Below are 24,743 nucleotides of genomic sequence, written 5' to 3' on the forward strand. Positions count from 1 at the left end.
ATCCACGCATGGCGTGGATCTACTGAACTGCATCCACGCATGGCGTGGATCTACTGAACTGCATCCACGCATGGCGTGGATCTACTGAACTGCATCCACGCATGGCGTGGATCTACTGCGCGGCCGCCCGGTCGCCGGGCGCTGTCCCGCGCCCGGCGACGCCGTGTCGGTGGTCCTCACCGCTGATGGCTGCTCCCTGCCCTCGGTGCCGTCCTGGCTGGGGCCGCCACCGTTCCCTGGCAGCTGGCCCGATCCTCTGGTCTGCGCGTGGTGGGTGCGGACCGTGGTCCGCACCGTTCCTCATTCCACGCATGGCGTGGATCTACTGGGTCGGCTGCTTGCCTGCGTCTGCCCGGGCCTGCGGAAACTGGAAGGCGCTGTTGACGTCGTAGCCCGTGGCGGCTGCCGTGTTTCCGCGTGTTGGCGGGTCGATGCTGCTGCTGGAACTGCCGAAGCCGAGAATCTGCACGCTGATCACCGACGGCTGGTTGCGTCGCGCATCGTCCTGGCTCTTGCGCATCACGTCCTGTGCGGCCTGGCTGGCGCTGTTGGCCGCAGCGCTGGCCGACGCCAGCGCGTTGACGTTCACCGAGGCCAGTACCGGCAGGCCCTTGCTGTCGCCCTGCACCTGGATGTTGGCGGCGTTGAGCACCTGCAGTGCCGCCAGGTTGATGTTGCCCGACACACGGATACCCGCCTCGCCTGCATCGATGGTGCCCAGCGGAGCGATCAGGTCGACGTCGCCCGGCGCCACTTCGGCGATCGGGTTCAGCGTTGCGATGCCGGCGCCGCTGGCAGGGGCCTGCGGCGACAGGATCACGTTGCCCCAGGTGTCGTAGACCCGGCGCGGCGGGGTGTACAGCAGCGTGGTCTGCGAGCCGCGGCCGGCATTGATGTCGCCCTGCTCGGACCACGCCAGGATGTCACCACCAAAGGTGGTCATCACCCGCGACAGGCCCAGCAGCACGCTGTCCTGGCTGAACAGACGGATGTCGCCCTGGCCCTGGGTGACCAGGCCCGCGCTGGCCGGAGGCACCGCGCCCTGCACGCCCACCACGATCTGCCCGCCCGGTGCCATCAGCTCGATGTTGCCGCCCGCTTCGGTGCGCACGCCGGAACCGCCGTACATCACGATATCGCCAGTACGGTTGATGGTTGCGCCATTGGCATCCTTGTCTGGCATCAGCGTGGCGATCGCTTCGCGCCCGCGCAGATAGGAACCGAAACGCGGCCCTTCTGCATTGGTGTACTCACGACCACCTTCGCGCAGTTCAGCGTAGTAGACCTGGCGCAGGAAGATGCGCTGCTGCTCCTTCGGCAATGCGTCGAACACGGCCAGCGCCTCGGCGCCGTCGGCAGCCCTGCCGAAGCGCTGCTGCAGCCACTGCTTCAGTTCCTTGTCGTAGATCTTCACCGACTTGCCAGGCTGCGCCGCCAGCGACTGCGCCGGATCGGCCAGGTTGGCGCTGTCCAGGTAGCGCGCGCGCAGTGCATCGAAGTCTATGCCTTGATTGCCAGCCGTCACGGCAATGCTCGCGCCCGGGCGAGTGTCACCCTGAACGACGCCTCCCAGACTGACGATGCTTCCGGCCTCTTCCTGGCGCAGCTGGCGGCCGGCATTCACCTCGACATTGCCGGGGCCGGCCACCGACAGGTTGCTGCGGATGATGTCCCGCCCAGCGTCGATCCCGCTGATATCGGTACCGCTGGTGTTGAGCGCGGTGACATTCGCGTTGATCACATCGCGACCCGCGCGCAGTTGTACCGCCGATCCCGCTTCATACCAATCAAACAGGGTCCGGTTCGCGATACCGGTGTTCTGCATCAGCTGTCGGCGGCCACCACTGCCCAACCCGATGATGTCACCGGCAACGGCATAGAAGCGACTTGGCGAAGTGGGGTGGGATGTCAGCGCACCGGTGGTCGGGGTACTGGGGCCGAACGCGAACAATGGCAGGATCGCCGCCGGATCGGCCCCCTGCACCCCATCGTCGGAGAGATTGTGGCTGACCCGGATTCGGCTGACGCCCCGCTGGGCCATGAATGCAGGATCAAAGGGACCAGGGAGGCGGGCATCACTACCGGAACGTGCAATGCCCGTGGCATCGATCGCGGCAAAGATCGAGCCCCCGGCCAGAACCTCGAGCTGGCCGCTGGCCGAAGGCGCGAGCAGCATCACATCGCCTGTGTTCGCGCCCGGTCCGAGGCCTCGAAGCGAGGCACTGATGATGTCACCACTCGCTGCCACTGCGCTGAACCTGGACGGATACAGCCAGTAATTGATGTTGGGGGGAACGGATCGATCCTGCAGCGCGACGCCTTCAGCGAACATGTTGCTACCGGTTGCATGCAGACTTCCGGCCAGGCTTGGTGCGAGATTTCCGCCTGCCGAGAACAGGTCCAGTGCAGTGCCTCGGGTCCAGAGCGAGAACCACGTAGTGCCAGCTGCATGCTGGCCATCACTCAGAACCACGTCGTTGTAGTTGGACGTCGGTACACGCCCCGCATCTGCGGCGCCACCAAGAACAATGTCGCCACGGGCCTGCAGGCGGGCGGTGGAATCACCCAGGATGAGCACCGGCCCCGCCATCGCCACGGGTGCGTCGGCCACGAACGGATTCTTCAGGCCCAACGTTCCGTAGCTGCTTTGTACCGCGCTGAGACCACCGATGCGCGCCGCCTGCAGCAGTGTACTGCCCCGCAGATTGGTCACGGCGCCATTGAGATCCAGATCCTGCAGGAAACCTTCGGACTGCTGCGCGCTCGCACGCAGGCCCGGGTTGAGCGCACCGCCGCTTCGCAGCGTCAGGTCTCCGCCCCCCGTCAGATGCAGTTCACCGTTGCTGACGCGTCCGGTCGACCCGACCGCAGCGACGATGGCGCTGGAATGGGGCGCAGTCAACAATCCCAGGGCATTGCCCATCGAAGCGATCACCCCCGAGTGGCGGCCTGCTTCCAGGGACAGATTGCCCCCTCCCAATGTGCCGAAGCCAGTGAAGCCGACCATGCGGGGCGTCGCGTCCTGCTCGGCGCCGACGGTGCTGTAGGTGCCGAAGTTGATCCACCAGCTGGTTGCTGTGGTCTGGACACCCTCTGTCGTGCCCGAACCCTGCCGCCACAACCAGTTTCCCACCGCAGCACTTGAATGCCCCGCTTGGTCACGCTGCGCGGTGCCCGATTCGGACCGGCCCGTCCAGACATCGCCAATGATGTCTCGCCCCGCGTCGACCCTGACATCGCCACCATGATCGGGATACCAGGCACGGTAGTTGACCAGCGCCGCATCATAGCTGCCCGAGACTTGATTCTTGCCCAGCAGCGAGGTCTGCCAGGGCGCAGCCGCACGCGCCGGGTTGAACTGCGCGTCGTAGCCATCGCCCAACGACGTCGGCGCACCTGCGGTATACACACCGAAGCCGGACTTCATGCGCACGTCCTGGGCGGCCAGCAGCGTCAAGTCACCCTTGCCCGTTCGCAGCACGCTCCAGGCAGGGGCGCCCAAACGCTTGCCGTAAGTGGTCACTTCGGTCAACGTGCCGCCGCCGTAGCAATAGCCCATCGTCGCGCAGACCTCTTCTTCGGACATGCCCAGTTCGACACCCAGTTCCGATGCCGGCTTGCCGACCCACGACTCATCGCCCCACCACTGCAAGGACCCTTCCTTGTCCACCAGGCGCGGTGCCGCAATGCAGTAGGGGCCGTCGCTGCAGACCGATTCTTCCAGCACCCCCAGAAGCTCGGCGACTTCCTTGGGCGACTTGCCGACCAGGCTGTCATCTCCCCACCAGAACAGTGACCCTTCCAGGTTGAGGAGACGATCCCCTTTCCATTCCGTCGTCGTGGTCACCGTGCCGATGGTGCTGTAGTGGCTGTCCGCCAGCACGATGCTGCCCTCGCTGCCCCAGCGGCGGGTGCGCGGGTCGGCGGCGGTGGTATCCGCACCCGCCACCGCAGTCAGATCCCAGGACGTCGTGCCTTCAGGCAGCATAGCCGCCAGCGCCCAGTTGCGTCCCTGCCGACCGCTGGCATCCGCGGTCCGCAGCTTTACCGGCGCGTCGCCGGCAAGCTCCACCTTGGTCATCGAGGGAATGATCGCACCGGCATGCAGATCCAGTGCGCCGGAGAGTTTCATTGCCATGGGCAGGGCGACACCGGCCGGCCACACCTGTGCGGCCACCGGCGCTGGCGTGCGCAGGCGGAAGCCGGCACCCAGACGGGAGCCGGACTGCAATGCCAGCGCCTGTGCCAGCACGGTACCGGCCGCCATCACCTGCCCGCTGCCTGTCGTTACTGCCGCGCCCAGCACAGTACCGGCCGGCAGCAGCAGCGGCCCGGACAACACCATTTCCACCGGCAGCACGGTTCCCGCCGGCAAGGTCACGCCCTCGAATGGCAATGCATAGTTCAGCGTGGCGCCGGCGCGGAACTCGGTGCCGCGCTGCAGCTGGACACCCTCGCCGGGCACGATCAGGTCGCCGCCGAACGCGGTGTTGGGCGTACCGCTACTGCGCCCCTCCAGCAGCACCCAGCCGTCCTCATCGGGATTGGCCGGCGGCGGCGCAAAGCCGTCATTGATGCTGCCGTAGACATTGATATCGCCCTCGGCACGCAGCACCAGCGCGGCCGATTCACCGAAACCGCGGCGCGCAGGATCGAGCCGGTTCGACTGCGGTCCGTAGCGATAGCCGGACAGATCGATATCGCCGGCCACGACCAGATCGCCACGCGGGTTGTCACTGCTGGTCCGCGCCACGATCTGCACACCCGGGCGCAGGCGGTAGCTCCCCAAGGCCGCAGTGCGCTGCTGCAGGCCGGTGTTGGCCAGCGCGCCGTTCATCCAGACGCTGTTGTCCGGGTCCACCACCGTATCCAGCCAGCGCTGGTTGATCACCTGCGGGCGATGGCCATGCACATCCGGCGCGCTGGCCAGCGGTGCCGAGTCATAGATGCGCACTGCGTTGACCTGGATATCGCCGGCACCGACGATGCGGATGCCGTTGGCCACGTCGATGGCAGCATCATCGGTGCCCACGCGCGGCACATTGAGCTTGACGCTGCCGTGTGCACGTCCATCGTTCTGCCCCGCAGCGGTACCGGCCGGCACCGAGGTGCCCGCACGCAGATCCAACGCCGACGCCCCCCCAAGCTGCAGGCCTCCACTGGCCGACGTCAGCTCGATCGTCGCTCGGTTCGGGCTGTCGATGATCTTGCCGTAGCTGTCCACGCGCAGGGCGCTGCCGTGGGCATCCAGCGCTCCATCCACGCGCAGCACATCGCGTGCCGACAGGCGGATGCTGCCGACCTGTTCGCCGCTGGCATCGATGCGGCCGTTGACCTGCAGGCTGCCACCATCAAGGCTGATATCGACGTGGCGAGCCTTCACTTCATTACCGATCACCAGGTCACCTTCGCTCAACTGGAAGGTACGGCCACCCGTAATGCCACCGCTCGTCAGCCGTGTGTTGAGCCCGGCAAAGTCCTGCAGTTGGCGTGCACGCAACACCAGTTCAGCGCCGTCGTAGGGCACCTCGGTGCCGCCGGCATCGTAGCGCCCGCTTGCACCGCCCAGCAGTGTTCCGGCCAGCGCCACGCGGCCCCCCTGCTTGCCCAGTGCCTGCACCGTCAAACGACCGCCACGGTTGTTGCGTGCCGATACGTCGATGCGCGAAGCCGCATCGGCGCTGATATCGCCCTCGCTGGATGACAACGTGACATCGCCACCCCAGCTGTATTTGTCCACGTCATACAGGCTGACCTTGCGGCCGGCCAGGTCCAGCACGGCGCTGCCGCCCAACGAAATTCCCTCGCGTGCATAGGCATCGAACCGGCCGGAGGCCAGCGCCACCCGGCTGTCGATCGCGATGCGATCGGCCTTGATCGACAGTTCCGCCCCCAGCGCGTCATTGCCTGCGGTGGCGCCTGCGCCGCGCAGCTGCACGTTGCCGCCACTGCGTATCGCCAGTTGCGCGCCCGCATCGCCTGTCAGCAGCGGCGTGACGATATCCAGCGCGCCTCCCGTCAGCTGCCAGCCGCTGCCAGCCACGTAGTCGCCTTGCTGCTGGAAAACATCGAGACTGCCTTTGCCCGAGAACAGCATCCGCTCGGACGCTGCCAGCGTGACCCCGGCAAAGCCGAGGACCTGGCGATCGGCGGCCACCGACGAATTGGGCCGGGTGAACGGCGCTCGCCCCAACTGCAGCGTGCGCGTGTTGATCTCCAGCTGGCCACTGCCGAGACGACCGACCATCGCCTCCCCGCCTGGCTGTGCCTGTTCGCCGCCCGGCAACGTCGTGCCCGCCAGCGTGCCGTCCCAGACCAGCGTATCGGCAGTGATGCGCGCGCGGTCCGTGGTGGCACCGTAGCCATGGATGGCCGGTGCACCCAGTACCAGGCTGCGCAGGCTGCTGCGCCCGGTCGCGCTGTCACGGGTATCCAGGTCAACGCTGCCGAACACATTGATCGCATCACGCGCGGTCAGGCTCAGTGCTTCCAGCGCAGGCGCGCCAGACGCAGTATTGCCGCGCAGCAGCCGCTGCAGGACATCCTGGTTCATGGTCATGCCGGCCGGCAATCCGCCCGTCGCCATTGCCGCTGCAATGGCCTCGGCACTGCCCAGGTTGAGCGCGGACATGCCCAGTCCCAGCTGACGGGTGCCATAGCTCACCGCATCACCGATGTTCAAGGCGCCGTCGGTGACCACATTGATGCTGCCAGCAGACAGCAAACGGGTCTGCCCACTGCAGTCCGCCGCACAGCCACCAATATCGATCGCCACCGCCCCTGCCGCCGAACCGCCCTGTGCGCTCAGCGCCGTCAGGCGCTGGTTGGACACCGCCAGCAATCCACCCGTGACCAGGTAGGGCGCCGTGGCCTGGTCCACGCGCGAGGGATCGGCCTGGGACAGGGTGTCGATCGAGGCGCCCTGCTCCAGAAGGATGCCCTTGCCGCCGAAGGCAGCCGCGAGCAGCACCTCCTGCGCCAGCAGATTGACGCCGCTGCGCACGGCCAGGCGCGTTGCGTTGCCTTCCACCGTGCTGGTGGTCGCATCGCGGCGGAACGTTCCGCCGATCAACAAGGTTGCCGGGCGCAACGCATTGAGCGCTGCGTCGAAGACGGTGGCACCGCGTTCGGTGCTAGGCGCGCCGCGCCCGTCGCCGACGATCTCGAGCAAGGCATCCTGCGGGGCAAGGAGGTTGACCGAAAGAATGCCACCGCGTCCCTGCGCGCTGCCTGGGCTGAAGCGGGACAGTCCACCAAAGGTGACGGCCGGTGTGCCCATGCGACCCGCGCCATCGCCGAGCATCAGGCTGAGGTTGCCGGCATCCATCGGTCGCCAACGCAGCGCTTCACCGCGGCGTTCGGCCACGCCCTGCACGAATGAGCTGTAGGGTGTTTCGTTGTAGCTGGCATGGCGCCGTACAGTCTCCGCGGGCGTCAACAGCAGGTCGGTGAGCAGCGGCGAGACCGCGCCGCCGAGACCTTGACCCTGATGGCCGCTGAGCCGCCAGGAGCCGGTGCCTGTCGATACCGGCTGGGCGCTGCCGATCGCACTCTCTGCCCCGATCTCGACACGGAACGCGCCGGGCTGCAGGGCGTAGGTGGCCGGCAGCAGCGTATAGGTGCCGGCCGGGAGCCCGGGCACGCCTGCAGGCACGGTGATCTGTTGACCCACACGCGGGTTGGTGCTGCCGTCGGCTGTCGCCAGCGGTGCCTGCGCGTCTGATCGCCCCGGCACGATGGCATAGACCGCGTTGCCAGCGCGACTGAAGCCATAGCGCGGATTCGCGTCTGCCAACGGGTGTCGCAGGATGTCGACCGAGCCGCCGCGCCCGGCCACGAAAGCAGCGCCGGACAGCTCACCTCCGCCGGAAACATCCACGACGCTGCCTGTGGCGCCGTTGAACGCATTGGCTACGATGTCCACACCAATCGGGATATTGACCGATCCGGGGCCAAGCACATCGAATTCGGCACCGCCTCTTCGCCAGGTCACACCGTCCACCGTGCCGCCGAATGGCAGCGCCAGGCCGGCGCCACTGATCGAGGTCACGCTGCCGGCAAGCAGGTCGACCCGGCTGCCGCGGTTTGCGTTGAACTGACTGCCACCAAGTTGCACCCGGCCCCAGGGAGCCTGGACATTACCGCCCTGTACTACTGTCGCCGCGACCAGTTCCAGGCTGCCGAAGGCCGAATCCGGTACCGGTTGCGGGGCACCGCCAACACCATGGATACGTAGTACGGCCTCTGGATTTTCCCAGGACGGCAATCCAGAAGGGCCGATGGTCGGAACGCCTGCAACGATGCGACCCTTGGCCTGGGCCGCCGGATACAGGCGCGCGGCGCTGATATCGATCGACCCCGGGCCTGCAAGGGTGGATTCCTGCGAACTGCTGGCGACCGGGGCCAGCATGCGTATGTCGCCGCTGCTGCGCAGGTCGACGTGATCGAAGCCGGCCAGCCAGGTGACATCGCGCAGGTCGATCAGGTCGGCGGTGACATCGAAACGATGTTGCTTGCCCGCGTCGAACGATGCCTCCAGCGGACGCAGCGTGCCTTCGCCGGCCGGCTGCCACCAACGCCCCTGCGCAAGGCGGACGTAGGGCGCACTCAGCTGCAGGCGGCTGCCCTCGCTGTTGCCCGGTGCGAATCCCAGGGAACGCTCGTTCACGCCGTGGATCCGCAGGCTCTGGTCCATGCGTAGATTGACGTCACCCTGCGCCCGGACATCACCGAACAACGAGAGATGATCGAAGCCGCCCGCCGTGATCTGCTGGACCGACAGCGCGGCGTGACCGTACTCGAGGCGCGCGGGCAGCACCTCCGTCTGCAGCGTGTTCTGGGTGAGCGAAATCAGCCGTGGCGCCAGCACCTCGGAATCTTTTGCCGTGCTGCCATAGGTGCCGCCACCAAAGGCGACGCCCAACGTGCCGCCACGCGCCTGGTCACCACCTGCCGCCGCATCAAGCGCACCGTGCAGATACAGCGCATTGGCCGCACGCAGCACGATGCTGCCGCCGTCACTGTCCACCCGAGTGCGCCCGCTGCCGTCGATATCGAGCAGTGCCGATGCTCCCGAGGCATCCAGTCGCGCCCCGCGCTCGACCACCACGAAGGTGTCAGGTGGCAGGTGGCGCACGCTGCCCTGTTCTTCCCAATCCAGTGCGCCGCCGATCTCGATCGTGCCACCCTTGCGCACCTGCCCGCGCAGCTGCCCGCGCGCATCGGCGGCGGAAACTGCATCGCCGCTCACATCCAGCAGCGCCCCGTCGGCGATCGCCCAGCGGCGTTCGCGCCGTCCGTCGGCACGCACCGTCGATGGATCGAAGGCTTCATCCAGACGGATGCGACCGCCCGCCGCCTTCAGCGTGCCCGCCACATTGATGTCGCCGGAACTGAACAATTCGATCGACTGCCCTGGGTCGACGTTGAGCACGGCATTGCTGCCGATGTGCAGGTCACCGGCCGACAGCAGATGCCCGGCGCGCAGCGTCAGGCTCGCACCCGCGCGCTGGCTGACGCGACCGCTGGCAGGATCCACCATGTACAACAAGGGTGACCATGCCTGCAGACCCTGCTCACGGCTCGAGGCACTCTGCGCACCCTCGGCCAGGCGCAGGACCGGTTGTTCCACATTCAACTGCACGCCGTCTTCAACGGTCAGCCCGTTGTAGCCACCGATGTCGTAGCGGGAAAAGCCGCTGCTGAACAGCGGTGCCTGCAACCGCAGCGCTTCCGACGTCGGCGCTTCACCACCAATGGCGACCTTGCCCCCGGTCGCAAGGGTGAAGGCGCCGCTGCCGCTGCCGAGCGCACTGAAGCGGACGCCATCGCTGATACGCAGCCGACCACTGCCATCGGTGGCGACATCGGTGCTGGCCGCCAACAGGCTGACGCTGCCGCCCTTGCCTACCCGGCCCTTGCCCTTTGCATCGATGCTGCCACCCGCATCCACCGAAATACGTGCGCCCTCAGCCACGGTGATGTCATGGCTGACATTGATGCGCAGCTGTCCACCGTCAATCCAAGCCTGCGTGGCGCCGCCATCCGACACGGCAAAGGGATTGCTCCAACCACCAGCAAGATCAAACCCTGCACCAGAAGCAACATCGACCGCGCCACGCCCGGCGGACAGCAACGCGGTGGGCCGACCGAGCACCGGAAGCAGGTTGCCCGCCTCCACCTGCCCACCCGCGATCTGCACGGTGCCGCCGAAGCTGACCCGGCTACCGGTGAGAGCAAGCTGCCCGCCCTCCTGCAGCCTGAGCGTGCCATCCAGTTCAACACGTCCCGCCGTGGCGATGTCGACGCGGCCCCAGCGCTGTGCGCTCAGGACATTGCTGTCCAGCGACACCGTGCTGCGCTGTGACTCTTCCACCGGCGCCTGCAGCGACCAGGGGCGGGCGTCGGCGGCGATCTCGCCAATCCGCACGTGCGAGTCGTACACCGCATTGCGCCCGGTGTTGTCGTAGCGGCCCAGCCAGAGTTGAGCGTTGCGGGCAGCGGCCGTCTGCGCCTGCGCGTATCCATCCTGCCCCTGATCGGGTCGCCGTGTCTGTTGCAGCCCTTGGAAGGCGGCCGTGTCCACCTGCCCCTGCAGAACGGCGGTAGGCGCCGAGATCAGCAACCGACCCGCATCGCGCCCCACGGTGTAGCCATTGTCGTAGCGTTGCGCCGGTGCCACCAGCGGATTGCGGAACGATTCGGTGACGCCCCAGCGCTCCTGCTTCACCTCAAAGCCCCGGTACAGGCCGTCGTACAGCATCTCTGCCGGGGCATCATCAAGACGGTACAGCTGGCCATCGCGGCCACGCAGCCAGCTTTGCTGGACCACGCCGGACTGCACATCAAGGCTGCCACCTGCCAGATTGATACTCGAACCGGCGTGGCTGACGACTTCCTTGCCAGCCAGCTGGACGGTGCCACCCTGCGCGGCCCATTCGCCTATCGAATGTCCCTGGTTGTCGAGGTAGCCACTCACTTCCAGCAAGCCGCCACCGGCATACCAGCGAGTGCCTTCATAGCCCCCTGTCCCCGCAGCCACCTCGGTCAACTGGCGACGGTCGATCCACACCTCGCTGCTGATCAGCTTGCCGCTGTCACGGTTGTCGGGCGAATCGCGCAGTTCGTTGCCCTGCACCTTCACCTTGACGTTGTTCCTCTCCATCGCCACCTGCACGCCGACCGCACCGGCCACGTCCACGCGGGCGCCGTCGTCCAGATAGCTGCGGCGGCCCGCATCGGAAATCACCTGACCACCGGTCGCCACCGCCAGCGAGCCAGCCTGGAAGTTCACGTCGCCGCCGGAGACGATCTCGATGCGCGATTGCTCGCGTCGATCCTGCAGGCGCGAGAGGTTGTCGAAGGTGCCGCTGTTGCTGGCCCCGCGCAGCTTGTCCTGTTCACCGGACTCCTTGATGAGCGCATTACGCTGGCTGTCCAGCGCAGTGGTCTTGCCGTCATCTTCGATCAGCACCGCGGTCGTCGAACCCGTGGCCAGAGTCACGCTGCCCTTGCTGTCGGAGGACGAACTCAGCAGATGCACGGTACCGCGCTGGTTCAGCGTCGTGGTGGCAACCGCTACACCGGTCTGTTCGACCGTGCGGCCGGCAAGAGTGACGTCGCCCTCGCGCGCTTGGATCAGACCGCTGTTGCGAACGCTGCCGGCCGTGCTGTCGGTGACGAAGCGCGGCGCGATCTCATTGCCCCGCGTGGTCGAAGCCGTGTTCTGCGCCGTGCCCACGCCGCGACGGATCACGAAGCTGTCACCGGCCGCCAGCTGGGCCTGGCCCTTGCGCGTCTCGATCTGGCCCGCGTTTTCCACGCTGTGGCCGGCCAGCAGCACATAGCCACCGCCACGCGTTGCGCTGGTGGGTTCATGGGTGGTGATGCGCGCGCCACGTTCAACCATGACCTTGCCCACCGCATCGGTGAGGGCCGACGTATTCGCGTCGGCGCTGTACAGGCCGTTGTCACGGAACTGCGCGTCGCTGATCCGTGCTGCGGCGGCGACCAGGTTGCGGACGTTGACCTGGCTGTTGTTGCCGAACACCACGCCGTTGCGGTTGGCAACGAACACCGTGCCGTTGGCCTTCAGCTGGCCCAGGATCTGGCTGGGCCGTGCGTTGGGGTCGTTGACCCGGTTCAACACCGCCCAGTCCGGGTTCTGCAGGAAATTGAGGGTGGTGTTGCCACCGATGTTGAAGGTTTCCCAGTTCAGGATCGCCTGGTCAGCGGTCTGCTCGATGCTGACCTGCACCCGGCCGTCGGCGCCCTGCGACTGGATCGCTTCGCGGGCATTGATCCAGCCACGGGTCAGCGGATTCCCGTCCACCTTCAGGCCATCCTTGCCCAGCCCATCGGCCACCACGAAGCCCGCCTCGCGTCGCGCCTGCCTGGCCTGCTCCTGCATGCGCTGCTGCAATGCGATGGCCTGCGCGGCCGTGCCGAGGTTGTCGATCGACTGCTGCAGCTTCTGTCGCGCCGCATCCTGCTGCTGTGCAGGCAGCTGGAACTGGATAGGCACGCCATTGGGCATGCGGCCACTCTGCGCTGCCGCGCCCTGGGCGGCGCCGCGGTCGGCGAACCAGCCGGGGCTGAACGCCTGCTGCGCCTGGCTGGCAGGAGCAACCACGGTGCCCAGCGCCACGGCCACGGCCCAGGCCATCGGGTGGCTGCGCCACAGGGAGGCGGAGAAACGGGCAGCGGGCGAATGCGGGTGCGACATCGGGGACCTCGTCAACCTGATGGGCCGCGTTGGCGGCGGCGAGTACGAAGGGGGCCTGCGCTACGCATGCCCTGCACCTGATAGACGGTGGCCGCGGCGTGAAGACGACAGTTCAGCGCGGATGCGGTGCCACCACGAAAGAAAGCGCCGGCATTTCGGCCGGCGCTTCGATCAGCAGGTGTTGCTTTGCAGACAGTTACAGCGGACGGCCGATGCCCGAGCAGGTGCTCGGGTTGTTCACGGCGCCGGCATTGCTGGCGGTCGCGAAGCGGGTACGGACCGCATCACGCCAGGCCTTGGTCAGCGGGATGAACTTGTGCGCGCGGATGGCCGCATCGTTCGGGCCCTGCTCGACGCCGGCGACCACGACGCTGCCGTAATGGCGGGTCAGGAAGCCACGGACGTTGGCGCCAACAGTGGCGTTCTTGTAGCACTGGCCGAACACGAAGTTGGTGTAGCCAGCGATCGGATAGCCCGCGGACGGGTTGCCGAACACCGGCACCCAGTTGGCGGGGTTTTCAGCAGCGGCGCCGGTCGGCGGAGCAGCGGTCTCCAGGGTCGCCTGCACGCTCACTTCATCCGGCGAGAAGCCCTTGACCTTGGCCACCTTGGTGGCGTCGACCAGGCTCGGGATCACGTCCGGGCCAACGTAGCCGACGCGGCCGTCAACGGCGTACACCGCGTTGTACAGCGAGGTGCCACCGGTAGCCGGAGCGGCGATGAAGTTCGACGGCACGGTGGTGAACAGGTTGGCGAAGGTCGACTGCACCGAGAACGCCGGCACGCCGTTGGTCAGCTTCAGGGTGGTACCGGAGACGTCGGCCGGCTGGCAGGCGCTGGTCAGGAAGCGGGCCAGCAGCTCGCTGGTACCGCTGCTCTCGCCACGGTAGACGACCTGGATGTTGCCGCTGCGGTTGCTGTCGATGCTCGACCAGCTGGTGATCTTGCCCGAGAAGATGCCGCAGATCTGCGCAACCGACAGGTCAACCGCCGAACCGGCCTTGTTGAACGGAACGGTGACCGAGGTGGCAACCGAAGGAATCTGCACCAACGCGCCGAAGCGGTTGGTATCGCCAGCCACGTTGTAGGTGCTGTTGTAGGTGTTCAGCTCGGTGCCGCTCAGCACCGAATCACTGCCAGCGAAATGCACGGTGCCAGTGGTCGAGAACAGCGCCGAGTTGTTTTCCAGGAAGGCCTTCTTGCCGGTGCCCGAACCGGTCACGGCGTAGCTGAAGTTGGCCGGCAGGATGCTGTCGGCCTGGCCCTTGTAGAGGTCGGCCGGCAGCGAAGCGCCGCCGCCGGTGACGGCGGTCTGGGCCGAAGCGGCGCCAGCAGTGGCGAGCAGCGCGGTAGCAACCAGCGCGGCCAGGGTCTTGTACTTGTTCATGATCTTCTCCTGAAGGGTTTACTGCGAAGGTGAAACACCAAGGGAGGAACGGTCACTACACGCCTGCTGCCGCCGAGGGCCTCCCAGCCCACTCTGCGGCGACAGGGACATGCTGGTCGCCGCCGATGACAGGCCGCTTAAGAAACCTGTGGAAGATCGAAAAAAGGTGTGGAGGATTGTGTGGAGAAACCGGGCATCTGTAGATCCACGCCATGCGTGGATGCACGTCATTGCACCAGCTGGTTCATTTCCATGATCGGCATCAGCACGGCCAGCACTATGGTCAGCACCACGCCCCCCATCACCAGGATCATCGTGGGCTCCAGCAATGCCGTAAGTGCCATCGCACGGCGTTCGATCTCGCGCGAGATGGTCTGTGCAGCGCGGTCGAGCAACGGCGCCAATGAACCGGTCTTCTCGCCACTGGCCACCAGATGCACCAGGATCGGCGGATACACTTTCTGCACCTTCAACGCAGCGCCAAGCGAAGTACCCTCGCGCACGCGAGCGGCCACATCATCGGCACAGCGCGCCAGCAGCGCGTTGCCCAGTGTCTGTCGTGCGGCGTCCAGTGCGCGCAGCAGGGGCACGCCGGCGTCCAGCAGGATCGCCAGTGTCGATGCAAAGCGAGCGCTGTTCACGCCCAGCACGAAACGGCCCACCATCGGTACGCGCAACAGCAGGCTGTCCCAGCGCAGACGCAGATCCGGCCGCCGCAGTGCCAGCCGCCAGCCCACCACCAGCGCGCCGATGCCCAATCCCGTCCATACGCCCCACGCGCGTACGAAAGCACTGGCCGCCAGCATCACCTGGGTCAGCATCGGCAGCGTCTGCCGTGCCTGCACGAATGCAGTCACCACCTGGGGCACCACGTAGCTGAGCAGGAAGATCACGATCGCCACCGACACCAGGCTGATCGCTGCCGGGTAGATGAATGCCGTCAGTACCTTCGCCTGCAGCGCGTTGCGCTCTTCGATGTAGTCGGCCAGACGTTCCATCACCCGCGCCAGATCGCCGGAATCCTCACCGGCGCCCACCAGGGCACGATAGATCCCAGGGAAATCGCGCGGCCGCGCCGCCAGCGCCACGGTCAGCCGCTGGCCAGCGCGCACATCGGCACGCACTGCGGTGAGTGCCTGCGCAACGTGCGGGCGTTCGGCCTGTTCGATCACCGCGCTCAACGCGCTTTCCAGCGGCAGGCTGGCAGCCAGCAGGCTGGCAAGTTGCCGCGTGGCCCAGGCCAGTTCGCTGGCCGACAGCCTGCGCGTGCCCCAGCCACTGCCGGCATCGCGTGCGGCTGATACCTGTACCGGTGTCAGCCCGCGCCCGCGCAGTTGCTGGCGCACGCCGCGCGCGTTGTCGGCGTCCAGCTGTCCCTTCTCGATGCGCCCCTGTGCGTTGGCGGCCTGGTAGTCGAACAGTGCCATGCGCGCCTCAGTCGTCACCGGTCACGCGCAGGATCTCCTCCAGCGTGGTCACCCCGCTGTCGACCCAGCGCTGCCCGTCCTGGCGCAGGCTGCGCATGCCGGCACGCCGCGCCGCCTCGCGCAGCGCGGGTTCGCCCTGCCCTTCATGGATCAATGCCCGCACGCGCTCATCCACCACGAACAGCTCATGGATGCCGGTGCGCCCGCGGTAGCCGCTGTTCGCGCAGGCTGAGCAGCCTACGGCCCGCCACACCGTGCGCCCCTCGGTATCGAGTTCGGCACGCCGACACTGCAGGCACAGCCTGCGCACCAGCCGCTGCGCCAGTACACCGCGCAGCGATGAGGCCAGCAGGAACGGTTCCACACCCATGTCGGCCAGGCGGGTCACCGCCGAGATCGCATCGTTGGTATGCAGCGATGCCAGCACGCCATGGCCGGTCAGCGACGACTGCACCGCGATCTGCGCCGTTTCCAGGTCACGGATCTCACCGATCATGATGGTGTCCGGATCCTGGCGCAGGATCGCGCGCAATGCCGCGCCGAAGCTCATGCCGATGCGCGCGTTGACCTGGATCTGGCCGATGCCGGCGAAGTCGTACTCCACCGGGTCCTCCACGGTGAGGATGTTGCTGGTGCTGCTGTCGAGCTGCCCCAGTGCCGCATACAGCGAGGTGGTCTTGCCGCTACCGGTCGGCCCGGTCACCAGCACGATGCCATGCGGCTGGCGGATCAACCCGGTGAAGGTGGCCAGCGTATCGTCGGCCATGCCCAACCGCTGCAGCTGCAGACGCCCGGCATCCTTTTCCAGCAGGCGCAGCACCGCGCGCTCGCCATGTCCCGTCGGCACCGTGGACACGCGGATGTCCAGTGGTCGGCCGCCCACACGGATGGCGATGCGCCCATCCTGCGGCAGGCGCTTCTCGGCGATATCCAGGTGGGCCATGATCTTGATGCGCGATACCAGCGCCGCATGCAGCGCACGCCGTGGCTGCACCATGTCACGCAGGGTGCCATCGACGCGGTAGCGCACCACCGAATGCGTTTCGAAAGGTTCGATGTGCAGGTCGCTGGCGCCATCACGCGCGGCCTGCGCCAACAGCGCGTTGATCATGCGGATCACCGGCGCGTCATCCTGCGCGTCCAGCAGATCGGTCACCTCGGGCATGTCCTGCATCAGCCGGTCGAGATCGACCTCACTTTCGGCCGCGCCGACCACCGCAGCGGCATCGCCACCGTCACGATACTGTTCGCCCAACCGCTGCTGCCAGACCGCCGCATCCAGCACCTGGAACGGTACCGGCCCGTGCCGGCGGCGCAGCTCGGCCACGGCCCAGGCGGCGGTCTCGGCGGTGCCCAGCAGTACCGGCGCGCCGCCTGCTTCGGCCAGCATCACCCCGTGGCTGCGCACCCAGGCATACGGCAGCAATGGCAACGGCACGGGCATGCTCATGGCCCGATGACCAGTTCCGGGGTGTAGCCCAACCCGCGCAGCTGCTGCAGCGCCGGGTCGAGCGTGGCCGGGTCGCGCGCCACCCGCACCCGCAGACGCTGTCCCGTTTCACCCGGCGTGGTCTCGGCATAGGCCTGCAGGCCAAGCGCGCGCACCTGTGCCACGGCCTGGGTCGCACGCGCCGCATCCAGCCCCTGCGCGTACTGCACCACCTGCACATTGCCCTCGCTGGCCGGATACAACGACGCAAGGCTGCCGTTCTGCAACGGCTGGCCCTGGCCATCACGCGCATTGCCCTGGCCAAGCACCGACAGGTCCTGCGGCGGCAGCTGCGGTGCCGACAGCGCCGGCAACGCCCAGCTCTGCACCGGCTGCGCAGCGGCCTGTGCATTGCGCATGTAGTCATAGCGGTCGCGGGTCAGGCGCTGTCCGGCGGCCGGATCGCGCACCACGTGCGGGCGCAGGAACACCATCAGGTTGGTCTTGGCCCGCTTGCGCGTATCGCTGCGGAACAGCGCGCCCAGCACCGGAATCTTCCCCAGCCCCGGTACGGCGTCGCGGCCATGGCTGACGCTGTCTTCCAGCAGGCCACCCAGCACCATGATCTGGCCGTCATCGAGCAGCACGCTGGTATCCAGCGCCCGCTTGTTGGTGATGATGCCGGCGCTGCCCGAGCTCTGCGCATCGATGCTGCTGACTTCCTGGTAGATGTCCAGCTTCACCGTGCCGCCTTCGGAAATCTGCGGGCGCACCCGCAGCTTCAGGCCCACGTCCTCGCGTTCGATGGTCTGGAACGGGTTGTTGCTGCCACCGCCACCGTCGGTCACATAGCGGCCACTGACGAAGGGCACGGTCTGCCCGACCATGATGCTGGCCGCCTCGTTGTCCAGCGTCATCAGGTTCGGCGTGGAGAGGATGTTGGCGCCGCCCTTGCTCTGCAGGGCGTTGGCCAGCGCCTTCATGTTGAGGATCTGGCCGACGCCCGGCAGGTTGATCGTGCCGTCGATCACGCCGATGTTCAGGCCGTCCTTCGGCAGTACATCCAGCGTGGTGCGCGCAGTGGTGCTGATGCCACTGCCACCGGTGGTACCGCCGAAGTGGGTGCCACCGAACGTGCGGCCGTTGCCCAGCATCCATTGCACTCCCAGTTCAGCGGCATCGGTCTGGTTGACCTCCACGATCAGGCTTTCCACCAGCACCTGCGCCCGACGCTGGTCGAGCTGGTCGATCACCCGCCGCAGGTTGCGGTACACCGGCTCTGGGGCGGAAATCAGCAAGGTGTTGGTGGCGATGTCAGCCTGCACCGAGATGCCGTTCTGGCTGAAACCGCTGCTGCCGGCATCGATCGGATCACGACGCCCCGGGTCAAGCCGCGGCGATTCCAGCGCATTGCCCTTGCTCTTGCCCTGCGCAGGTTGCGCCGGCGTGCTGGCGTTGCGGCTGGTCTCGCCCGGCAATGCGGTGATACCGTCGCTGCTGCCCATCGCCGGCGCATCGCTCTGCCCTGCCACCACGCCACGCAGCACTCCGGCCAGCTGGGTGGCCTGGGCATTGCGCAGGTACACCACATGCAGGTTGCCGGACTCGTCCTGGGCCTTGTCCAGCTTCTCCACCAGCTGCCGCGCCAGGCGCGTGCGGCCCGGGCTGCTGGAGCGCAGCAGCACGCTGTTGCTGCGCGGGTCGGCCATCACCACCACCTTCTGCGCCGGCTCCGCGCCCTGCGCATCCAGCAACGGTGCGACCATCGCCGCCACGTCCACGGCAATGCCCTGCTGCAGCTTGACCACGTCGGTGTCCATGCCGGCCGGCGTATCCACGCTGGCAATTACCCGCGCGATGCGCTCCAGGTTGTCGGCGTAGTCGGTGATGACCAGCGTGTTGTTGCCTGGGTTCGCGGTGATCGGATTATCCGGGCTGATCATCGGCCGCAGCACCGCCACCAGCGCCGCCGCGCTTTCGTAGCGCAGGGCAAACGTGCGCGTGGTTATCTCGCCTCCCGCACCGCCGGCACCAACGCGCCCGCCCAGCAGCTTGGCATCGGCCTGCGGTACCACCCGGCTGACGCCCCCGCTTTCAACCACGGCAAAGCCGCGCATGCGCAATGCACCCAGCAACAGCTGGTAAGCCTGCACACGGCTGACCGGCCCATCGGAGACCACGGTCATCTTGCCGGTCACCCGTGGATCGACCAGGAACTGGCGGCCGGTGAAGCGTGCCGCCATGCGCAGCACCCCGCCGATATCGGTGTCCACCAGGTTCAGCTGTACCGGTTCGTCACTGGCGTCCTGCGCCTGCACCGCCGCCGGAAGATGGGCCAGGCCCACCACCAGTGCCAGTACCGCGCTGCAGCCCAGGCTGCGCATCGACTTCATGGATGGCCACCGCCATTGGCGGCCATCACGATGTTTCCGGAAATCCGTGCCGCCGGCATGTTCGCGTCCCCTGTGCGTTGCAGTTGCAGTTGCTGCAGTTCGATGGCCGGGTCGGCCAGCAAGGGCAGCAGCCAGTTCCAGAGCGCATCGGCGGGCACACTGCGCACCTGCAGGTGCCAGCGCCCGTCACGCGTTTCGATATGCAGGCTGCCGGCAAGGCCGGCAGCGGTGATCTGCTGGCGCAGCCCGGCAAGCGTCGGGTGCTGGCCCTGCGCCTGCTGCTGTTGTTCACGGGCACGCAGCAGCGGTGCAAGTGCCGCCGACTGTGCCTGCAGCCGAGGCAGTTCAGCCTGCCAATGGCTGCGCTGTTTCAGCAGCGGCTGCAGCCAGCTCAGCCACAGTGCAGCCGCCGCTATCGCGGCAGCCATCAACAGCAGCATCGCGCGCTCGCGCGCCGCCAGCCGCTGCCAACGCTGCTGCAATCCATGCAGGGAGGCAGCTGGGCGCAACCCGGCTGCGGTCATGGCGCGGCCCCGCTGCTGATCCGCAACCGGCCACCGGTTTCGCGCGCAAGCTGCAGCCCCTGTGCCTGCGTCGCCTGTTGCCAGCGCTCCAGCCGTTGCGCGTCCTCGGCCAACGCCTGCGCGTCGGCATCAAGTTCCATTTCCAACTGGCCCGGCTGATAGCGCAGGCTACGAATCTGGCCAGCCAACTCAGGTATGGCCTGCAGCACGCTGGCAACCTGCTGCTGCACGGCAGGAAGCGTCGGTGGCGCTGCCGGCACCGCCAGTGCCCGCCGTGCCTGCAACACCGGGTCGACCACATCGTGGATCTCCGGGAAGTGCGTGCTGAACTGCCGCGCCATGTCCTGCCGCAAGGCTTCACCCTCGCCATGCCAGCGCGATACCTGCAGTTGCAGGCCCAGCGCAGCTAGCACCGCCGCCGCCAACGCAAGGCCGATGGCCAGCCGCGGCACACCTGTACCCATGGCCGGCAACGGCAGCGACCAGCCAGGCAGCGGACCGCTGGACTGCGCCGCCTGCGCCAACACGCTGGCTGGCAGGCGCTCGGCCCAGGCAGGCGGTACGGCATCGATCCACTGCACCGCCTGCACCCCAGCCTGCTGCAAGCGTACGGCAAGCATCTGCATCACCGAGGGCAGGTCACGCCCGCTGCACCATTGCACGAAGCCACGATCACGGCCGCAGCGGACCAGTACATGCTCGCCACACAACTGCAAGGTGGCCTGCCCGGCCGACCACGGCAGCAGCAAGGGCGTCGGATGCAGCGCCTGCAACTGCAGCCCACAGTCCTGCAACTGCTGTTGTACCCGCGCAATCGCCTGCAGGCCAAGCCACGCCACCGCCACCGTGCCATCGGCCGCCTGCGTGCCATGGCCGAGCGCGACCTCCTGCAGATCATCCAGCAGCATCGCTTCCACTTCGCCCTGCAGGGCCGCCTGCAGGCGGCGCCCGGACAGCGGCGGCAGCTGCAGCTCCAGCAGGATCAGGTCCTGCGGGTCCAGGCTCGCATGCACCATTGCCTGCGGAAAGCGCTGGCCCAGCGTCGACAGACGGTCGCTGCCCGTCGCCAGTACACGGTCCTTGTCCAGCTGCGCCCATTCGACCGCGCTGTCCCCATCCAATCGATCCAGCGCCGGCAGGCGCATTCTCAGTTGCGTGCTCATGCACCGATCCTTGTCCATACCCGTTGCACACGCACGCTGTCGTCGCGGTACTCGCGCCAGATCAATGCGCGGAAATCCACCGATGCGCCGTCTGCCTGTACCTGGCCAACCGCCAGGAACCACTCGCTGTGGATACCCAGCGGCATCACCGCCATCTGTTCGTTGCTCAGCTGCAGCCGGTTGGCGATGTCACCGCGATTGAGCAGCCAGTGGCCACGATCGCGCTCGCCCAGCAGCGCCTGCAGGCGCCCGGCATCCACCCCGGGTGCAATCGCCTGCAGCACGGCGATATCACTTGTATTGGCGTTGACCAGGGTCTGTGCAGGCAGCACCACCGTGCGCCGTTCCAATGCCTGTACCGCCACCGGATCGGCGCCGGCCAGCACCTGTTCGATCAGCGACTCGCGCGGCAACGGCGCACGCGCCTGCCGCTCGCCATCGCGCAGGCGCGACTGGATCTGCGTTGCGGCGCTGGCACAGGCGGCGCGAGGCAGCCCCTGCCCGGCACACAGGGTGGTGAACGCACGCAGTGCCTCCGCTGCAGGTTGGCCGTCGGCCAGCAGCGTGCGCAGGTTGAACCTCGACTGCGCGTCCACCAGCTGCAGGTGCACCGGCAGTGGCACCTGCAGCTGCAGCGGACGCGCCCAGCGTCCGCTGCCAACAGTGGTCAATTGCTCGCGCGCGTCGTCACGCAACTGCTGCGCCGCGCGCTCGAGGGTGGCGTCCACCGCCATACGCACCTGCATGCGCAGCTGATCGCTGCGTACCGCACGCAGCTGCGCCGATTGACGGGTCAGCAGTGCCGTGGCGATCACCGCCACCAGTGCCACCACCAGCATCGCCACGATCACCGCCATGCCCTGCTGGCGGGCAAACGCACCTGGAATTTTACGGCGTGCCATTGTCTGGCCTCACAACTGCCAGGAGCCGATATCCGCGTTGCCGGCCTCACCGCCGGGCTTGCTGTCGGCCCCCAGTGAGAACACGTCGATATCGCCGTGCGTGCCGGGGTTCTGGTACTGGTACGGGTGCCCCCACGGGTCATCCGGCAGGCGGTCGAGGTAGGGCGTTACCGGCATCGCGCCGCTCCCCTGCGGCGGTTTCACCAGCGTCTGCAAGCCCTGCTCGGCGCTGGGATAACGCCCATTGTCCAGCCGGTACAGCTTCATGGCCTGCATCAGCGCGGCGATGTCCTGGCGCGCGGCCACCACGCGGGCCTGGTCGGGGCGATCCATCAACCGGGGCACGATCAGTGCGGCCAGAATGCCGATGATGACCACCACCACCATGATCTCGATCAGGCTGAAGCCCTGCTGCCGAGCCCTGCGACCACCCATCTGCGTTGCCATTGATCCGCCCTCATCATCCTGGAAGAGACCGCTGCCCCATGGTCAGCGGCGCATGTGTCAGTACGATAAACATCCTGCGGAAATCCGCTGTTCCTGCAGCCGATCACCCACGCGGCGTGCATTGGCCACGCAGGCAGCGTCCAGCAGCGACGACGGAATACGCGCAAGCGTGTCGTCCACGCAGCGGTGCAGCAGTGGCGTGGCGCACGCCTGCAGCAGGCGCATGCACTGCAGGGGCGACCAGGCCATGCCATGGTCGAAGCCGATGAACTGCCGATACACTTGGTGATAGCGAAGATCGTCGTGCAGGCGTTGCACGCTGGCGGGAGCGCGCAGTGCGACCAGCAGCACCGCACGCTGCACCATGCGCACCTCCCCGTACTCCTGCGCAAGACTGGCCATGGCCGATTCCGGCCACGGCTGCAGGCGCGCGTCCAGCGCCTGCCGCAGCAGCATCAACGGATGGCCGCTGGCATCCAACGCTGACCACCTTGCGGCGTCGGCCCAGGCATTGCTGGACAGCATCCACACCCACGGCTGTCCGTAGCGCTGCACATTCACGGGTGCATGCCGTGCCTGCTCCAGCGACTGGCTCAGGTGGCGATCCAGCTCCAGCATGCTGATCCTGCGACTGTCGGTCATCGGCGTCGCCTGCGCTCCGCGACGCGGGAGCGTCGTACTCTGCAGAAGACGTCAGCAAGGCAGCCGAAGCGACAGCACGAATGCGATGTTGAGCAGTGCGTGGCAGCATCGCGGGAATGTCACCGCAGCGTCATCCGCCTGCAGGCTTCCAGGTCCAGGCGCGGAGCATCGCCGCCACAGCGTCGGGCCAACACAGCAACGTCGCTGCGCTGTGCGAATGCGGCCAGTGCGTGCATCGCATCCGGGTCATCCAACAGTGCCGCCATCGAGGCCTGCAGCAACGGCAGCTGCCATCCCTCCATCTGCGCATCGCTGGCGGCCACGAACCAGTGCCACAACCGGTGGTAGCGCACGTGATCGTGAAGCGCCGCAAGACCCTCGATGCCATGCATCGCCATCAACAGCAGCGCGCGCGCCAGTGCAGCGGCAGGCAACGTTCCCGATTCCGAAAGCGGCAGCGCCTGCCGCTGCAACCGCAACAGCATCGCCAGCGGATGGTCCTGCGGCTCGAATTCCAGCAGCACCGCCTGCTGTCGCCACTGCAGGTCGGACACCACGCAGACCCACGGCGCGCCGTAGCGGTGCACCATCAACGGCCGGCGCTGGGTGGTTTCCAGCAGCGCCGACAGATTCCGGCGCAGATCCAACACACCGATGGTCTCGTTGCGCATCCTTGGCCTCTCCATGCATGCAGCGGCCGTGCGCGTCGCGCGCAGCCAGGGTCTTACCCCAAGACGGCAATTCCACCGGGAAAGCGACGCAGGCCGAGCGACATCGTCTGCCCGAGCTGCTCCAGCGCAGCATCCGGATCATCGATGCGGAAGCGGCCGCTGACCGGGGCGCGCGCCAGTGCCGATTCGCCCAGCAGCACCTTGCCGCGCCGGTAGCGGTTGATCTCGGCCACCACCTCACGCAGCGGCGCGCGGCGGAACACCAGCATGCCTTCGGTCCAGGCGCTGACTTCGGCCGCCACCGCTTCGGCCACCACGCCGCTGAGGCGCTCGTCATACACCGTCTGCTGGCCGGCCTGCAGCTGCAGGCGACCCTGCGGATGCTCGATGCGAACGCTGCCGCGCAGGCAGGTCACACGCACCTGGCCGTCGGTGTTGCGCACATCCAGGCGTGCTGCGCCCTCGTCGGCTACAAGGCAGCCCGGCCCGGCAAACAGTGCCAGGCGGGTCCCCGCTGCGGCGTCGATCGCCGCCTGTCCCTGCACCAGCTCGAAGCCCTCACCCTGCGCGTCGCTGCGCCGGCGCAGGCTGCTCTGCGTATCCAGTTCGATCTTCAGATGCGGCGTCGGCGCAATCAGCAGCCGCTCGCCGGTACCGGTATGGAAATCGGCCGTCATCGCCGTCACCGAAGGCCACAGGCCCAACGACGGGTGCAGCGCAGCCACCACGGCCAGGCTCGCAGGTGCCGCCACCGCCGCCCCCAGGAATGCGCGCCGGCTCCAGCGTTGCGCCGGGGTTGCCGCCTGCGGCTGGCGTGCGGCGGCAGGCAGCTGCTCGCCGGCCAGGCGTACCTGTTCCCATTGCCGCTTCGCGCGGGCAAAGGCCTGCCGGTGGCCGGGGTCGGCCTCGCACCATTGGCGGAATTTCCTGCCATCGGCCGCCGTGGCCTCGCCCGAGGTCAACCGCACCACCCACGCATGGGCCTGGCGCTCCACGGCGTCGAGCGGGCGGTGCGGTTGATCGTCAGCGTCCAT

Annotated in this window: 12 protein-coding genes; all 12 read right to left on the reverse strand. The window is 67.4% G+C overall.

Features of this window, described 5'->3' with window-relative positions; genetic code table 11:
* Positions 1-322: 322 nt before the first annotated feature.
* Positions 323-12,724, reverse strand: coding sequence for a filamentous haemagglutinin family protein (locus tag CR156_RS09525; RefSeq protein ID WP_100552667.1), 12,402 nt, complete (start codon positions 12,722-12,724; stop codon positions 323-325).
* A gap of 196 nt (positions 12,725-12,920) precedes the next feature.
* A complete protein-coding gene (locus tag CR156_RS09530; protein WP_100552668.1) occupies positions 12,921-14,111 on the reverse strand; it encodes a substrate-binding domain-containing protein in 1,191 nt (396 codons plus the stop codon).
* 227 nt (positions 14,112-14,338) lie between these two features.
* Positions 14,339-15,538 (reverse strand): type II secretion system inner membrane protein GspF, encoded by a 1,200-nt coding sequence (gspF, locus tag CR156_RS09535; protein WP_100552669.1) that lies wholly within the window; start codon positions 15,536-15,538, stop codon positions 14,339-14,341.
* A gap of 7 nt (positions 15,539-15,545) precedes the next feature.
* Positions 15,546-16,982: a type II secretion system ATPase GspE gene (gene gspE, locus CR156_RS09540; RefSeq protein WP_100552670.1), complete on the reverse strand. Its 1,437-nt coding sequence runs from the start codon at positions 16,980-16,982 to the stop codon at positions 15,546-15,548.
* 2 nt (positions 16,983-16,984) lie between these two features.
* Positions 16,985-19,360, reverse strand: a complete 2,376-nt coding sequence (gene gspD / locus CR156_RS09545) for a type II secretion system secretin GspD (protein ID WP_100552671.1) — start codon at positions 19,358-19,360, stop codon at positions 16,985-16,987.
* The gene (gspM, locus tag CR156_RS09550) at positions 19,357-19,884 is read right to left on the reverse strand and encodes a type II secretion system protein GspM (protein ID WP_100552672.1); all 528 of its coding nucleotides are present in this window, start codon (positions 19,882-19,884) and stop codon (positions 19,357-19,359) included. Before gspM ends, gspD begins: the two co-directional genes overlap by 4 nt.
* Positions 19,881-21,047, reverse strand: a complete 1,167-nt coding sequence (gene gspL, locus CR156_RS09555; protein WP_100552673.1) for a type II secretion system protein GspL — start codon at positions 21,045-21,047, stop codon at positions 19,881-19,883. The genes gspM and gspL overlap by 4 nt, the downstream gene beginning before the upstream one ends.
* Positions 21,044-21,949 (reverse strand): type II secretion system minor pseudopilin GspK, encoded by a 906-nt coding sequence (gene gspK / locus CR156_RS09560; RefSeq protein WP_243381769.1) that lies wholly within the window; start codon positions 21,947-21,949, stop codon positions 21,044-21,046. Before gspK ends, gspL begins: the two co-directional genes overlap by 4 nt.
* Positions 21,950-21,958: 9 nt before the next feature.
* Positions 21,959-22,396 (reverse strand): type II secretion system major pseudopilin GspG, encoded by a 438-nt coding sequence (gene gspG, locus CR156_RS09565; RefSeq protein ID WP_100552675.1) that lies wholly within the window; start codon positions 22,394-22,396, stop codon positions 21,959-21,961.
* A gap of 57 nt (positions 22,397-22,453) precedes the next feature.
* The gene (locus tag CR156_RS09570; protein WP_100552676.1) at positions 22,454-23,038 is read right to left on the reverse strand and encodes a hypothetical protein; all 585 of its coding nucleotides are present in this window, start codon (positions 23,036-23,038) and stop codon (positions 22,454-22,456) included.
* A 119-nt stretch (positions 23,039-23,157) separates the two neighbouring features.
* Positions 23,158-23,709 carry a hypothetical protein gene (locus CR156_RS09575; RefSeq protein WP_100552677.1) on the reverse strand — a complete coding sequence of 184 codons (552 nt, stop codon included), beginning with the start codon at positions 23,707-23,709 and terminating at the stop codon, positions 23,158-23,160.
* Positions 23,710-23,762: 53 nt separating this feature from the next.
* Complete coding sequence (locus tag CR156_RS09580) at positions 23,763-24,743, reverse strand: FecR family protein (protein ID WP_100552678.1); 981 nt, start codon at positions 24,741-24,743, stop codon at positions 23,763-23,765.

This window comes from Stenotrophomonas lactitubi (assembly GCF_002803515.1).
GTDB classification, from domain to species: Bacteria; Pseudomonadota; Gammaproteobacteria; order Xanthomonadales; family Xanthomonadaceae; genus Stenotrophomonas; species Stenotrophomonas lactitubi.

What these genes read in the sequence shown, in the direction of transcription:
- CR156_RS09580 (WP_100552678.1), bottom strand. Translation starts at nt 24,743, where the DNA reads ATGGACGCTGACGATCAACCGCACCGCCCGCTCGACGCCGTGGAGCGC.
- gspF (WP_100552669.1), bottom strand. Translation starts at nt 15,538, where the DNA reads ATGGCACTGTTCGACTACCAGGCCGCCAACGCACAGGGGCGCATCGAG.
- gspK (WP_243381769.1), bottom strand. Translation starts at nt 21,949, where the DNA reads ATGGCACGCCGTAAAATTCCAGGTGCGTTTGCCCGCCAGCAGGGCATG.
- gspG (WP_100552675.1), bottom strand. Translation starts at nt 22,396, where the DNA reads ATGGCAACGCAGATGGGTGGTCGCAGGGCTCGGCAGCAGGGCTTCAGC.
- CR156_RS09575 (WP_100552677.1), bottom strand. Translation starts at nt 23,709, where the DNA reads ATGCGCAACGAGACCATCGGTGTGTTGGATCTGCGCCGGAATCTGTCG.
- CR156_RS09525 (WP_100552667.1), bottom strand. Translation starts at nt 12,724, where the DNA reads ATGTCGCACCCGCATTCGCCCGCTGCCCGTTTCTCCGCCTCCCTGTGG.
- CR156_RS09570 (WP_100552676.1), bottom strand. Translation starts at nt 23,038, where the DNA reads ATGACCGACAGTCGCAGGATCAGCATGCTGGAGCTGGATCGCCACCTG.
- CR156_RS09530 (WP_100552668.1), bottom strand. Translation starts at nt 14,111, where the DNA reads ATGAACAAGTACAAGACCCTGGCCGCGCTGGTTGCTACCGCGCTGCTC.
- gspE (WP_100552670.1), bottom strand. Translation starts at nt 16,982, where the DNA reads ATGCCCGTGCCGTTGCCATTGCTGCCGTATGCCTGGGTGCGCAGCCAC.
- gspL (WP_100552673.1), bottom strand. Translation starts at nt 21,047, where the DNA reads ATGAGCACGCAACTGAGAATGCGCCTGCCGGCGCTGGATCGATTGGAT.
- gspD (WP_100552671.1), bottom strand. Translation starts at nt 19,360, where the DNA reads ATGAAGTCGATGCGCAGCCTGGGCTGCAGCGCGGTACTGGCACTGGTG.
- gspM (WP_100552672.1), bottom strand. Translation starts at nt 19,884, where the DNA reads ATGACCGCAGCCGGGTTGCGCCCAGCTGCCTCCCTGCATGGATTGCAG.